The following is a 13,810-nucleotide window of genomic DNA, read 5'->3' as shown; positions in this document are numbered from 1 at the left end:
ATGTCCTTAATCGTTAATTGCCGCGATTGTAGCGCGAGGCTTAAAAGGTTCCACCGATGGTTGCGATTACTCCGGTACGATCCAATTCACGGTCGCGTGACCGGTACCGGCTGGAACCAGTTTGCTGTGCAGCCACGGCAGCACGTTATTCATCTGCTGTTCCAGCTTCCACGGCGGGTTGATGACGATCATCCCGGAGGCGGTCATGCCGCGCTGGTCGCTGTCCGGACGCACCGCCAGCTCGATTTGCAGAATTTTGCGGATACCTGTGGCTTCTAAATCTTTGATCATGCGTTTGATTTGCGCGCGCAGCACCACCGGATACCACAGTGCGTAGGTGCCGGTGGCGAAGCGTTTATAACCTTCGTTGATCCCGGTGACCACCGCCTGATAATCGGTTTTGATTTCGTACGGCGGGTCGATAAGAATCAGACCGCGACGGGAAACCGGCGGCAGCTTGGCCTTCAGCTGCTGATAACCGTCGGCTTTATCGACGCGCGCGCGGCTGTCTTTCTGGAACTCGGCGCGCAGCAGCGGGAAATCGCTCGGGTGCAGTTCGGTCATCTGCAGGCTGTCCTGCTCGCGCAGCAGCTGGCGCGCGATAAGCGGCGAACCCGGGTAGTAACGCAGCTGGCCGCTGCGGTTGAAGTGTTCGACGACCGAAATATACGGCTCCAGCTCGGTCGGTAGATCGTCCTGCTGCCAGATACGGGCGATGCCTTCAAGATACTCGCCGGTACGTTCGGCGTGCTCGCCGCTCAGCTGATAGCGGCCCGCGCCGGCATGGGTGTCCAGGTAGAGAAACGGTTTTTCTTTCTCTTTCAGCGATTCAATGATCAAACTCTGAACGGTGTGTTTGAGGACGTCGGCGTGGTTGCCTGCGTGAAAGCTGTGGCGATAACTGAGCATGGATGCAGAGATTCCGGAAATAAACAAGTTAACCGACAGTTTACCGCAGTTCGCCCAGGATTGCCGCTGTCGCACCGCCTGTCATTGAAATTCCCGCAACTATCCCCCATTCTAGATCTCATGCAAAAGCGCCGGAACGCGCGCTTCATTCACCCTCTTCAACAGGACAGCGCATATGACCAATCCATTACTGACGCCTTTTTCATTGCCGCCATTTTCTGCAATCAAACCGGAGCACGTGGTCCCTGCGATCACCAAAGCGCTCGATGATTGCCGGGCTGCGGTGGAAAGCGCGGTGGCGCACGGCGCGCCGTATAGCTGGGAAAATCTTTGCCAGCCGCTGGCGGAAGTGGACGATGTGCTGGGACGCATCTTCTCGCCAATCAGCCATTTGAATTCGGTAAAAAACAGCCCGGAGCTGCGTGAAGCCTACGAACAGACGCTGCCGCTGCTCTCCGAGTACAGCACCTGGGTCGGCCAGCATGAAGGTCTGTATAAAGCCTACCGCGACCTGCGCGACGGCGACAACTACGCCACCTTGAATACCGCGCAGAAAAAAGCGGTCGATAACGCGCTGCGCGATTTTGAATTATCCGGGATTGGCCTGCCGCCGGAAGCGCAGAAACGCTACGGCGAAATCGCCGCGCGCCTCTCTGAACTTGGCAATCTGTACAGCAACAACGTGCTTGATGCCACCATGGGCTGGAACAAGCTGGTGACCGACGTCGCCGACCTCGCAGGCATGCCGGAAAGCGCGCTGGCCGCCGCTCAGGCCCAGGCGCAGGCGAAAGAGCAGGAAGGGTATCTGCTGACCCTGGATATCCCGAGCTACCTGCCGGTGATGACCTACTGCGATAACCAGGCGCTGCGCGAAGAGATGTATCGCGCCTATTCCACCCGCGCCTCCGATCAGGGGCCGAACGCCGGTAAATGGGATAACAGCCCGGTGATGGCTGAGATCCTCGCGCTGCGTCACGAGCTGGCGCAACTGCTGGGCTTTGACAGCTACGCCTTTAAATCTCTGGCCACCAAAATGGCCGAAAACCCGCAGCAGGTGCTCGATTTCCTGACCGACCTCGCAAAACGCGCGCGTCCGCAGGGCGAGAAAGAGCTGGCTCAGCTGCGTGCTTTCGCCAAAGCCGAGTTTGGCGTCGATGAACTGCAGCCGTGGGATATCGCTTACTACAGCGAAAAACAGAAGCAGCATCTCTACAGCATCAGCGATGAGCAGCTGCGCCCGTATTTCCCGGAAAACAAAGCCGTTAACGGCCTGTTTGAAGTGGTTAAGCGTATTTATGGTATTACCGCCAAAGAGCGTACCGATGTCGATGTGTGGCATCCGGAAGTGCGTTTCTTCGAGCTGTATGACGAAAATAACGAGCTGCGCGGCAGCTTCTATCTCGACCTGTATGCCCGCGAACATAAACGCGGCGGGGCGTGGATGGATGACTGCGTCGGCCAGATGCGTAAGCTGGATGGTTCCCTGCAGAAACCGGTCGCTTATCTAACCTGTAACTTCAACCGTCCGGTAAACGGTAAACCGGCGCTGTTCACGCACGATGAAGTGATCACCCTGTTCCACGAGTTCGGCCATGGTCTGCATCATATGCTGACCCGCATTGATACCGCCGGCGTTTCCGGCATCAGCGGGGTGCCGTGGGATGCGGTCGAGCTGCCGAGCCAGTTTATGGAAAACTGGTGCTGGGAGCCGGAAGCGCTGGCCTTTATCTCCGGTCATTACGAAACCGGTGAACCGCTGCCGCAGGAGCTGTTGGAGAAAATGCTGGCGGCGAAAAACTACCAGGCGGCGATGTTTATTCTCCGCCAGCTGGAGTTCGGTCTGTTCGATTTCCGTCTACACGCGGAATATTCGCCGGAGCAGGGGGCGAAAATCCTCGAGACGCTGGCCGAGATTAAAAAACAGGTCGCCGTGGTGCCGGGCCCAACCTGGGGCCGCTTCCCGCATGCGTTCAGCCATATCTTCGCGGGTGGCTATGCCGCGGGCTACTACAGCTATCTGTGGGCCGATGTATTGGCGGCAGATGCCTTCTCACGCTTCGAAGAAGAGGGGATTTTCAACCGTGAAACCGGTCAGTCATTCCTCGACAATATCCTGAGCCGCGGCGGTTCCGAAGAGCCGATGGAGCTGTTCAAACGCTTCCGCGGGCGCGAGCCGCAGCTGGACGCGATGCTTGAGCATTACGGGATCAAAGGCTGATTGCTACGTGAAGATCTGCTTAATTGATGAAACAGGCGCCGGTGACGGCGCCTTATCTGTTTTGGCCGCCCGTTGGGGGCTGGAGCATGATGCTGAGAATCCGATGGCGCTGGTGCTGACGGACGCGCATCTGGAGCTGCGTAAGCGCGATGAGCCAAAGCTTGGCGGCATCTTTGTCGATTTCGTCGGCGGCGCGATGGCCCATCGGCGCAAGTTTGGCGGCGGCCGCGGTGAAGCGGTAGCCAAAGCGGTGGGCATTAAAGGCGATTATCTGCCGGATGTTGTCGACGCTACCGCCGGGCTGGGGCGTGATGCCTTCGTGCTGGCGTCGGTCGGCTGTCGCGTGCGGATGTTGGAGCGTAATCCGGTGGTCGCCGCGCTGCTCGACGATGGTTTGAAACGTGGCTATGCCGATGCGGAGATCGGCGGCTGGCTGCAGGAGCGCTTACAGCTGATTCATGCCTCCAGCCTCAATGCGTTGACCGATATCACCCCGCGCCCGCAGGTGGTGTATCTGGATCCGATGTTTCCCCATAAGCAGAAAAGCGCGCTGGTCAAAAAAGAGATGCGGGTATTTCAGTCGCTGGTGGGGCCGGATTTAGACGCCGATGGTCTGTTGGCGCCAGCGCGTCAGCTGGCGACCAAACGAGTGGTGGTGAAGCGTCCGGACTATGCGCCGCCGCTGGCGGATGTCGCCACGCCGAACGCGGTGGTGACCAAAGGACATCGTTTTGATATTTACGCCGGTACGCCGGAGTAATATTACGCCGTGGTAGTATTTCCCGGATAGCGGCGCAAAGCGCCTTATCCGGGCTACTTATTGAGGCCTAACGCGGCCAACTATTCTGAAAGAAATCATTCTCTAATAGATAGCTTAAGTTTTCAGCCTGCCATGGGCAACCGAGGCATTTGCCAGGCATTTCAACTTCAATGGGCGCGATCGGATTGGTATATATTAGCGCGAACTTTCGCCAGAGAACGTTGCGCATTTTAATTTCGCGTATATCAGTATAAGGGATGCGCTGGTAATTATCTTTGTAATCATAAAACAATGAAAGATTAAGCTGGACTATTTGTGTGTCGGCGAAGTACAGCACCGCTGGCTTCGAACGAATAAGACCATGAACATATTTTCGTTCATCAATGGTTTCATTTGGCAATAATTCGCTAAGTATCTGGAGCAAGTTATCCCTTTTAAACCCATTATTCATAATAATTCCTTTTATCTATGATTTATTTACCGGACGCTTGTGTTTGAAATGTGTTCGCGGTTTTTCATATGTATTAATTAAGGCCACGTATCTTGCAGAGTAGTTTATCATACTAAAAACACCACAAATAATATGGTAATAAAATAAGACTTATGCTTATTTTCCTGCGGAGATATTTGGGGTCTATATCAAATATATTTTTATATTGATATTATAAATAAAAAGCGGTGACCGGATAGATAGAGCATTAGAAAGTAGCCCGACTCGCGTAGCGCAAGCCGGGAACCGCAATACTTAAACAAACGGCGCCAGCGGATCGGCAATCTCAAACGCGGCGGCTTTATCGGCTTTCGGCGGATAGATAAGTTCGCTGACGATCGACACCTTCACCTTTTTTGCCTCTTCGCGCGTCAGTTTCACCTGCTGATCCCAACCCTCGGTGTAAACCGCGCCCCAGGCGCCGAGATCCAGACAGGTAACGTAGGTTTCCTGGCGATAGGGCAGCGGCGCGACGCCCAGCAGGCCGGCGGCGGCGTTATTACCGGCGAATTTACCGAGCAGGATAGCGTGCTGGCAAGTCATCAGGGCGTGATTGCCCTTATCATCGGTCGCGGCATAGGCCACGTCGCCGGTCGCGTAGATATCATCGTAACCCACCACCTGTAGTTCGGCGTTGACATGCAGACGCCCTTGACGGTCGCGCGGCGCATCGATTTGCGCTGTTAGATTATTCGCCTGCACGCCGACGGTCCAAATCACGGTCTGCGAGTCGATACGCTTTCCGTCTTTCAGGTTCACGCCAGCGGCATCGACGCTTGCCACTTCAGCATTCACAAGCCACTCGACGCCCAGTTCTTTTGAGGCCTGAATGATGACTTCACGCAGCGCATCGCTGTATCGAGAGCCCGGCTGCGGACCGCGTTCAACTACGACTACTCTGGTCTTAGAATTCGAGCCGAAGATCGCGCGCAGCTTGGTCGGTAATTCCATCGCCATCTCGATACCGGTAAAGCCGCCGCCGCAGACTACCACGGTGTTGCGCGCATCGCTTTGCGGACGCTGTGCTAAAGCAATTAAGTGGTTTTCCAGCGTCGTAGCGCTTTCGAGCTGATCGAGGTCGAAAGCGTGCTGTGCCGCGCCCGTGACCATCGCGCGGTTGACGTGACTACCGCTCGCCAGGACTAAACGATCCCAGTGCTGAGCGTGGCTTTCGCCGTTGCTATCGGTCCAGGTTACCGTTTTATCCGCAGGATGGATCTGCGACACGCTGCCACGAAGAAAACGGATCCCGGTAGCATCGAACAGCGGCTGTAGCGGCGCAACCAGCGACGGTACGTCGCTTTCGTAGAAACGAGGACGAATGCGCAGCTCAGGCTGCGGCGCAATGACTGTGATATCAACGGCCTGCTGTTGATTTTTTTCCGCTAAACGCGCGGCGCTCAGGGCCGCCCACATCCCGGCAAAACCGGCGCCTACGATCAGGATTTGTTTACGCATCTTTTTTTCACTCGCTGTTAACTACGATTCATTTACTCGGATTTTATTGGTCGTAGTTAAGAAAAGCAATGCCTCTCACGCGATCCTGAGGATCCTTTAGCAGCGTTTTTATTTAATATACTGATAAATAATAAATTAAATTTTTGTCTTGCGAGGGGAGATATCAGATATCTGGAATGAGGCGGTGGGAAAAGCTACAATAACTCAGATTAATATTGGCTGAGATAAGTGAATGGCATTTTACAGTTCCGGAGTTGAGTACGGCATCCATAGCCTGATGTGTATGGTGGACAGCAAAGGCGACGCCCGCGATATGAGCGTGCGCGAAATCGCCGAGCTGCAAAACGTGCCCTACGATTATCTGGCCAAGATTTTTACCCGCCTATCGAAAGCGGGCCTGGTGCGCAGTATTGAAGGCAAAGGCGGCGGCTTTCAGCTTGCCAGAGCGGCTGAGCACATCACCGTGTTGGATGTTGCCAACGCTATTGATGGCGAAAAGCGTATTTTCGAGTGCCGTGAGATCCGCCAGCGTCTTGCGGTGTTTGATGAGCAGCCGCCGCAGTGGGCCTGCGAAGGTATTTGCGGTGTGCGTGCGGTCATGGATATGGCGCAGCAGCGAATGGAAGAGGCGTTAGGCCAGCATACTATCCTCGATCTGGCGCGTAAGATGTACCGTAAAGCGCCGGATGAGTTTGTGATTGAAGTGCAGGAGTGGATCGCGGCGCGTAAGAACTAGGCCGCGCGCCCCGGCGGTTGTCGCCGGGGCGGCTAACGGGTTACTCGGCGCTGGCCGGGGTATTGATCATCCGGTTCAGCCACGGCACCATAAAGGCCATCACCACCGTCACCGCCAGGGTCACGAGGCCAATTTTACTAAACACGTTGGTGTAGATCGGCAGCGTCTGCAGCGGGTCGGTTATATTTTCCGGCACCGCGGTGAAGGTCGCGACATAGCCGCCCATCAGGAACGCGGCGGCCTGTGTCAGGAACCACATCCCCAGAATAAAGCCCATCAGCCGCTGCGGAACCAGCGCGGCGACCATCGCCAGTCCCAGGGCGCTAATCAGCAGTTCGCCGAGACTCTGGAACAGATAAACCAGCACGATAAACCATGGCGAGGTGAGCCCCTGCGGGTCGGCAAACCACATCCCGGCCGCGGCGGCGGTCAGAAAGCCCAGCGCGCAGAGGAACATGCCGAGAGTGAATTTCATCGGCATGGTCAGGTCTTTACCTTTGTTGCCAAGACGGGTGTAGATAGCCGCCAGTACCGGGCTGGCGACCACCACCCAGAACGGGTTCAACGCCTGGAAACTCACCGGGTTAATCGCGATGCCGAGAATGTCGTGATGCACGTTATTGATGGCGAAGAAGTTCAGCGAGGTTGGCATCTGGGCGTACAGGATATAAAACACCACCGCTTCGAGCATCAGGATGAAGGCGACGAACATCTTGTTGCGGCCGGTTTTATCGAGGCGGAAGGCTTCGCGGAAGAAGAAAATCGTCACCACGATGGACAGCACAATCAGCACCAGGTTGGCGATTTTAACGTTATGCATCAGCCAGGCGCAGAGGAAAATCATCACCACGGTGCCGACCAGCACGTACAGCAAATTACGGAAACTCAGCGGCTGATGATCCGGGGTTGAACCGATATCTTTCACCATTCCGCGGCAGGCGAAGTAGACCAGCAGCGCGACGATAAGCCCGGCGCCGCACAAGTTGTAGGTCACCGCGTAGCCGAACTTATCGGCAATAACCGGCGCCAACGACAGCGACAGTAGCGAGCCGATGTTAATCGACATATAAAACAGGGTGAAGGCGCCGTCGAGACGGGCGTCTTTCGGCGGATAGCATTTTGACAGTAGGCTCGCTGGATTGGCTTTAAACAGCCCATTGCCGACGGCGATAGTGCCAAGCGCGATAAAGATAAGGTCGGGTTTGAGCAGCGACAGGCCGGTCATAAAGTAGCCGATAGCCAGCACGACGGCGCCGAGCACCAGCGTGCGTTTGGTTCCCAGCAGATGGTCACCGACATAGCCGCCGATGGAAATGAGGCCGTAGACCAGCGCCGCAAAGGCGCCAAAGGTGATAAATGCCTGTTCCTGAGAGAAACCAAGCTGTTTAACAAAGAACACCGCCAGGATGCCCTGGACGCCGTAATAGCCAAAACGCTCCCATAACTCTACAAAAAAGATCATGAAGAACGGACGGGGTTGCTGTAGCAAACCCGTAGGTGCAGTTGTTTTCATATTCCTTCGCCTTTTAGTGCTATCCCAAAAAGTATGAACGCGTCTGCCAAAACGCGCCGAAAAAGTCTGATGGCCCATAATGATTCGGCCATTGGCTGAATGTATAGATTATTATATAGATATTAATTCTAATAAATGGTTGATCACACTAACCGATATTAATTATCTGGATTGATATCCTGATGGGGTCAATGGGATTCAGGCGGGATGCAGCATAAAAACAAAAACGCCCGCAGGCGCGGGCGTTGGCTGGCGAGGAAAAGCGATTATTCGTCTTCTTCGTCGCGCAGCGGTACGATCAGCATATCAACGTGAACGGTGTTGATCAGCTGACGCGCGGAGGACATCAGCTTGCTCCAGAAGTCCTGATGGTGACCGCAGACCACCAGGTCCATATCATATTTTTTAATCGCGTCGACCAGCACCTGGCCAAGATCGCCGCTGCCGCTCAGGGTTTCGGTAATCGGGTAGCCGGCGTTGGTGGAAAGCTCGGTCAGCGCGTGGTGCGTCTCTTCAGAGATGCGTTTCTGCATGTCGCCCAGATTGACATCGATAAGACCGGTGTAGAGGTCGGAGTAATTCACATCCACGTGAATCAGGGAAACTTTCGCATTGTAGGGACGCGCCATAGAAACCGCTTTCTCTACCAGCACTTTGCTTTCCGGTGATAGGTCTACTGCAATAAGAATGTGTTTGTAAGCCATAGTGTTACTCCTTCCATAAGTTGTCGATGACCGTTGGACCAGACAGCCTGTGCTGTCGATTCGCCCGCGTCCTGCAAGCTAGATTCGCGGGGGGTAAGCCTTTAAGGACTTAATTGTAGAAGATAATTTCTACAATATAGCGCCCCTCGCACTCCGTCAATGCACCTGGTTCACCGTTAGTTAAACAAATTATTCCGTCTTACGTATTGATAACGATTAACCTTGTGGTAAAAAAATTAACTGATCTCCTACACTATTTAATGAGCCGGTCGGATAAATAAACGTGACCGGAATCGCACTCTTTTACTGTACGGTGGGTTGGATGATATTGGGGAGCGGTAGTCCCGGAGGGATCTCCGTGGATGGGTCGCCGGGGAGGAAGTATGATCAGCACTGTTGCGCTGTTTTGGGCCCTGTGTATCGTTTGTGTGGTGAATATGGCACGTTACTTCTCATCGTTGCGTGCATTATTGGTTGTGCTACGTGGTTGCGATCCCTTGCTCTATCAATATGTTGATGGCGGAGGTTTTTTCACCTCGCATGGGCAGCCCAGTAAACAAATGCGGCTGGTTTGGTATATCTATGCCCAACGATATCGCGACCATCATGATGACGAGTTTATTCGTCGCTGTGAGCGTGTTCGCCGGCAGTTCATCCTGACCAGCGCGCTGTGTGGTCTGGTGTTGGTGAGTATGATTGCGTTGCTTATCTGGCATTGAGCCGTGCTGAATAGACGGCAAAAAAAATGGGCCAGTTTCCTGACCCATTTTTCGCATGACTACTGCTTAGATAAGCTTCAGAGCCAGCCAGTACAGCACGCCTGACAGCAAAATGGCTGCCGGCAGGGTGAGTACCCATGCCATCAGAATGCTGGTGACGGTTTTCTTCTGCAGACCGCCGCCATCAACGAGCATTGTCCCCGCAACCGAGGAAGAGAGCACGTGGGTGGTGGAAACCGGCATCCCGGTGTAGCTGGCAAGGCCGATAGACACCGCGGCGGTCATCTGGGCGGACATACCTTGCGCGTAGGTCATACCCTTCTTACCAATCTTCTCGCCGATGGTGGTCGCCACGCGGCGCCAGCCGATCATGGTGCCAATACCCAGCGCCAGCGCGACCGCCATAATGATCCAGATTGGCGCGTACTCGATGGTGCTCAGCATATCGGTTTTCAGTTTCTTCAGCAGGCGCTGGTCGTCAGAGCTCACATCCGGCAGTTTTGCCACTTTGTCGGTGGTGTCGGAGATGCAGAGCATAATACGACGCAGCTGGCCGCGCTGATCCACTGACAGCGAATCGTAGCTTTCCGTTCCGGTGAGCATCGTCTTCACGCGGTCAAGCGCATTGATGGTGTTCGCCGGATGGCAGTGGAACTCGCCGTTGGCCGCGGTGTTGGTCTCCGGTGACGGAACCAGTTGATCAACGCCGGTGGCTTTCTTCAGCAACTCAGGGCGCTGTTGGAAGAAGGTTTCCACGTTGTTGACCGCATCGCGGGTACGAGTGATTTCGTAACCAGATGCGTTCATGTTGACCACGAAGCCCGCCGGCGCGACGCCAATCAGTACCAGCATGACCAGACCAATGCCTTTCTGCCCATCGTTGGCGCCGTGCGAGAACGACACGCCGATAGCGGACAGGATCAGCGCGATACGGGTCCAGAACGGCGGTTTTTTCTTACCGTCTTTCTTTTCGCGTTCCGCTGGGGTCAGGTGGATACGAGCGCGTTTTTTGGTACCGCTCCAGTAACGACGCAGAATGAAAATCAGGCCGCCTGCTACCACCAGGCCAACGATCGGCGAGACGATGAGCGAGGCAAAAATGCCGATGACTTTCGGGATATTCAGTGCATCCACCACTGAAGTACCGGTCATCAGCGCATTGGTTAAACCAATACCGATGATGGCGCCAATCAGGGTGTGAGAACTGGAGGCCGGGAGGCCGAAATACCAGGTTCCGAGGTTCCAGATGATTGCCGCCAGCAGCATAGAGAACACCATGGCGAGGCCATGTGCGGAACCCATGTTAAGCAGCAGGTCCGTTGGCAGCATATGCACGATGGCATAGGCTACGCTGAGACCGCCCAGCAGAACGCCGAAAAAGTTGAAGAGTGCCGCCATCGCAACAGCAAGCTGCGACCGCATTGCGCGAGTGTAGATCACCGTTGCAACAGCGTTTGCGGTATCATGAAAACCGTTAATCGCTTCGTAAAACAGTACAAAAGCTAAAGCAAGCAATAACAATAGTCCGGTATGTAAATCCAGACCGGCAAATAAATGTAGCATAGGACGTTACGCCATTTTGAGGACATGAACGCGGCGCATTATCAGTGACTTTAGCGGCGCGGGCAAAGTGAAATATAGACTTTTTTTGATTTTCTTCCTGTTTGGGTTTTACCCGGTTGGGAGTAATCCTATATCTTTCAAAGACGTAACTGATTGTTGTTTTTTTCGTGCTGGTGTGACCAGAGTGAAATATTTACAATTCCCGACAATTCGGGAATGAGGAAAGTTGAGTGGAAAGGTTTGATGCCATTGTGATCGGCGCCGGTGCGGCGGGAATGTTTTGTGCGGCGCAGGCGGGGCAGTTGGGCTGCCGGGTACTGCTGCTCGATAATGGCAAAAAGCCGGGGCGCAAAATCCTGATGTCCGGCGGTGGCCGCTGCAACTTTACCAACATGTATGTCGAGCCCGCGGCGTATCTCAGCCAAAACCCGCATTTTTGCAAATCTGCGCTGGCGCGCTACACCCAGTGGGACTTTATCGAGCTGGTTGGCAAATATGGCATCGCCTGGCATGAGAAGACCTTAGGTCAGCTGTTTTGCGATGATTCAGCGGAGCAAATCGTCAACCTGCTGTTGTCTGAATGTGAAAAAGGCGGCGTACAGATCCGTCTGCGCAGCGAAATTCTCAGCGTCGAACGCGATGAACAAGGCTACCGGCTACAGGTGAACGGCGAAACGCTGGCGGCGAAGAAGCTGGTAATCGCCTCCGGCGGTCTGTCGATGCCGGGGCTGGGCGCATCGCCGTTTGGTTACAAGGTGGCTGAGCAGTTCGGCCTGAAGGTGCTGCCAACCCGCGCCGGGCTGGTGCCGTTTACTCTGCATAAACCGCTGCTTGAACAGCTGCAGGCGCTTTCCGGCGTTTCGGTGCCAGCTACCATTACCGCCGAGAACGGTACGCTGTTCCGCGAAAATTTGCTGTTTACCCATCGCGGCCTTTCCGGCCCGGCGGTGCTGCAGATTTCCAGCTACTGGCAGCCCGGTGAGTTTGTCACCGTCAACCTGCTGCCGGACTGCGATCTTGAGGCATTCCTCAACGAGCAGCGGGGCGATCATCCGAACCAAAGCCTGAAAAACACCCTTGCGATGCAGTTGCCGAAGCGGCTGGTCGAATGTTTACAGCAGCTTGGGCAGATACCTGATGTGACACTGAAGCAACTGAACGTTCGCGATCGGCAGACGCTGGTGGAGACGTTAACTGCCTGGCGCGTGCAGCCGAACGGCACTGAAGGTTATCGTACTGCTGAAGTGACGCTCGGCGGTGTGGATACCAACGAACTTTCGTCACGTACTATGGAAGCGCGTAAAGCGCCGGGGCTTTACTTTATCGGTGAAGTGATGGACGTCACCGGCTGGCTCGGCGGCTATAACTTCCAGTGGGCGTGGTCAAGCGCCTGGGCCTGCGCGCAGGCGCTGGCGGAAGTTTAATCGAAGGACCCGGGCATCCTGATGCCCGGGCTTTTTCGATCAGTTCAGCCCAAGAAAATACTGGGCGATTTTGAAATAGATAATTAATCCGGTGCCATCAATCAGCGTGGCGATAAACGGCGCGGAAACCACCGCCGGGTCGATACCGATCCGCTTAAGCAACATCGGAATAACCGAAGACACCACCGCGCTCCACAGAGTAATGCAGACCAGCGTCAGGCTGACGATCAGCGTGATTTCCATGCCAATCCCCATCATCCAGGCGCGCAGGCAGCCCGCCAGACCCAGTGTCAGGGCAATCAGAAACGAGGTCGACACCTCTTTGCGGATTACCCGTCCCATGTCACGTAAGCGTACTTCACCCAACGCCATCGAACGCACCAGCGTTGAGGTTATCTGAGTTCCGCTGTTGCCGCCGGTGCCGATCAGTAACGGGATGAAGAAGGCCAGCGCGATGGCCGATTCCAGCGCCTCTTCAAAATGCTGCAGCACGCTGCTGGTGTAGGCTTCGGCAACAAACAGCAGCAATAGCCAGACCGAACGTTTCTTCCACAGCGTCCACGGACTGATTTCCAGATACGGTTTTTCCAGCGGTAGCGTCGCCCCCTGCAGTTGGGCGTCTTCGGTGACGTCATCCTCCAGCAGATGAGCAATTTCTTTTTCCATCAGGCAGCCGACCAGCTCGCCTTTATCGACAACCGGCACCAGATCGAGGCCGCGCTCGGTGAGTTCGGCAATGACCTGAGGGCGCTCATCGTCGGGTTTAACGCGGAACAGACAGCTGTCCATCAGGTAGCGAATAGACTGGCCTACCTCTGCTTCCTGCAATAGTTTTTTGACTGATAAGCTGCCGCGCAGCTTGTTACCGGCGACGACAAATACCTGGCCGGGAATATCGTCGCTGGCGAGCTGCGAGATAAAGTGTTCACGCGCCTCGTGGACGCTGAAATGTTCCTGCAGCGTAATAAAGTCGGTACGCATGTACTGGGCGATAGCATCGCCGTCGAAGCCAGAGGTCGCCTGATGCGCGGCGCAGAGTTGAATGGAAGACATGATTAAAATCCCTATAAAAAATCACTCATAGGGGCGAACAAGACAGGGTTAGCGCAGGCAGATCCCTACGTCCTGGTTTTAGCACTGCATAACGTATCTGAACGGTTATGACCGCCAGAAGTTACCTTGGCAACACCTTGATTCGATGGAAGCCTGTATTTCCCTGAGTGGTCTCTCTCGATACCAACAGGGCGGTAACTTGTATTTATGCAGGAGCCTCGCCATAACGAGATCGTTAAATGAGGCGCCATTATTAGCGAACA

12 protein-coding genes and 1 riboswitch are annotated in these 13,810 nt (G+C 54.9%); of the genes, 5 read left to right on the top strand and 7 right to left on the bottom strand.

Going from position 1 to position 13,810, the window contains the following annotated elements; genetic code table 11:
- Positions 1–66: 66 nt before the first annotated feature.
- On the bottom strand, positions 67–909 hold the full coding sequence (locus PGQ95_RS16130) for a 23S rRNA (adenine(2030)-N(6))-methyltransferase RlmJ (RefSeq protein ID WP_015369265.1): 843 nt from the start codon (positions 907–909) through the stop codon (positions 67–69).
- A gap of 175 nt (positions 910–1,084) precedes the next feature.
- On the opposite strand from PGQ95_RS16130, the gene prlC reads away from it, so the two are divergent.
- Together prlC and rsmJ are read left to right on the top strand one after the other, a co-directional pair.
- Entirely contained in the window at positions 1,085–3,127 is a 2,043-nt protein-coding gene (gene prlC / locus PGQ95_RS16125; protein ID WP_430918711.1) for an oligopeptidase A, read from the top strand.
- A gap of 7 nt (positions 3,128–3,134) precedes the next feature.
- On the top strand, positions 3,135–3,887 hold the full coding sequence (gene rsmJ, locus PGQ95_RS16120; RefSeq protein ID WP_430918709.1) for a 16S rRNA (guanine(1516)-N(2))-methyltransferase RsmJ: 753 nt from the start codon (positions 3,135–3,137) through the stop codon (positions 3,885–3,887).
- Between the two features lie 67 nt (positions 3,888–3,954).
- On the opposite strand, the gene PGQ95_RS16115 is transcribed toward rsmJ, so the two are convergent.
- Complete coding sequence (locus PGQ95_RS16115; RefSeq protein WP_271032812.1) at positions 3,955–4,338, bottom strand: hypothetical protein; 384 nt, start codon at positions 4,336–4,338, stop codon at positions 3,955–3,957.
- 294 nt (positions 4,339–4,632) lie between these two features.
- The gene (locus PGQ95_RS16110) at positions 4,633–5,835 is read right to left on the bottom strand and encodes an NAD(P)/FAD-dependent oxidoreductase (RefSeq protein ID WP_430918706.1); all 1,203 of its coding nucleotides are present in this window, start codon (positions 5,833–5,835) and stop codon (positions 4,633–4,635) included.
- Positions 5,836–6,067: 232 nt separating this feature from the next.
- On the opposite strand from PGQ95_RS16110, the gene PGQ95_RS16105 reads away from it, so the two are divergent.
- A complete protein-coding gene (locus PGQ95_RS16105) occupies positions 6,068–6,571 on the top strand; it encodes an RrF2 family transcriptional regulator (protein WP_015369269.1) in 504 nt (167 codons plus the stop codon).
- 40 nt (positions 6,572–6,611) lie between these two features.
- Here the strand turns inward: PGQ95_RS16105 and dtpB are convergent, their stop codons facing one another.
- On the bottom strand, positions 6,612–8,084 hold the full coding sequence (gene dtpB, locus PGQ95_RS16100) for a dipeptide/tripeptide permease DtpB (RefSeq protein ID WP_047076082.1): 1,473 nt from the start codon (positions 8,082–8,084) through the stop codon (positions 6,612–6,614).
- Positions 8,085–8,350: 266 nt separating this feature from the next.
- Entirely contained in the window at positions 8,351–8,788 is a 438-nt protein-coding gene (gene uspA, locus PGQ95_RS16095; RefSeq protein ID WP_004145166.1) for a universal stress protein UspA, read from the bottom strand.
- A 383-nt stretch (positions 8,789–9,171) separates the two neighbouring features.
- On the opposite strand from uspA, the gene uspB reads away from it, so the two are divergent.
- Complete coding sequence (gene uspB / locus PGQ95_RS16090; RefSeq protein WP_015703743.1) at positions 9,172–9,507, top strand: universal stress protein UspB; 336 nt, start codon at positions 9,172–9,174, stop codon at positions 9,505–9,507.
- Positions 9,508–9,573: 66 nt separating this feature from the next.
- Here uspB and pitA read toward each other — a convergent pair whose 3' ends face one another.
- On the bottom strand, positions 9,574–11,070 hold the full coding sequence (gene pitA, locus PGQ95_RS16085; protein WP_045397146.1) for an inorganic phosphate transporter PitA: 1,497 nt from the start codon (positions 11,068–11,070) through the stop codon (positions 9,574–9,576).
- A 230-nt stretch (positions 11,071–11,300) separates the two neighbouring features.
- Here pitA and PGQ95_RS16080 point away from each other — a divergent pair, with 230 nt between their 5' ends.
- Positions 11,301–12,494, top strand: coding sequence for an NAD(P)/FAD-dependent oxidoreductase (locus PGQ95_RS16080; protein ID WP_430918704.1), 1,194 nt, complete (start codon positions 11,301–11,303; stop codon positions 12,492–12,494).
- A gap of 39 nt (positions 12,495–12,533) precedes the next feature.
- Here PGQ95_RS16080 and PGQ95_RS16075 read toward each other — a convergent pair whose 3' ends face one another.
- The gene (locus PGQ95_RS16075; protein ID WP_015369274.1) at positions 12,534–13,547 is read right to left on the bottom strand and encodes a magnesium transporter; all 1,014 of its coding nucleotides are present in this window, start codon (positions 13,545–13,547) and stop codon (positions 12,534–12,536) included.
- Positions 13,548–13,603: 56 nt separating this feature from the next.
- Positions 13,604–13,785: riboswitch (M-box (ykoK) riboswitch) on the bottom strand.
- Between the last annotated feature and the right edge of the window lie 25 nt (positions 13,786–13,810).

Origin of the sequence: Klebsiella sp. 141240 (assembly GCF_050600805.1) — a bacterium.
GTDB lineage: Bacteria > Pseudomonadota > Gammaproteobacteria > Enterobacterales > Enterobacteriaceae > Klebsiella > Klebsiella aerogenes.
The sequence above is the reverse complement of the archived record's forward strand: the minus strand, read 5'-3'. Positions and strand labels throughout refer to the sequence as shown.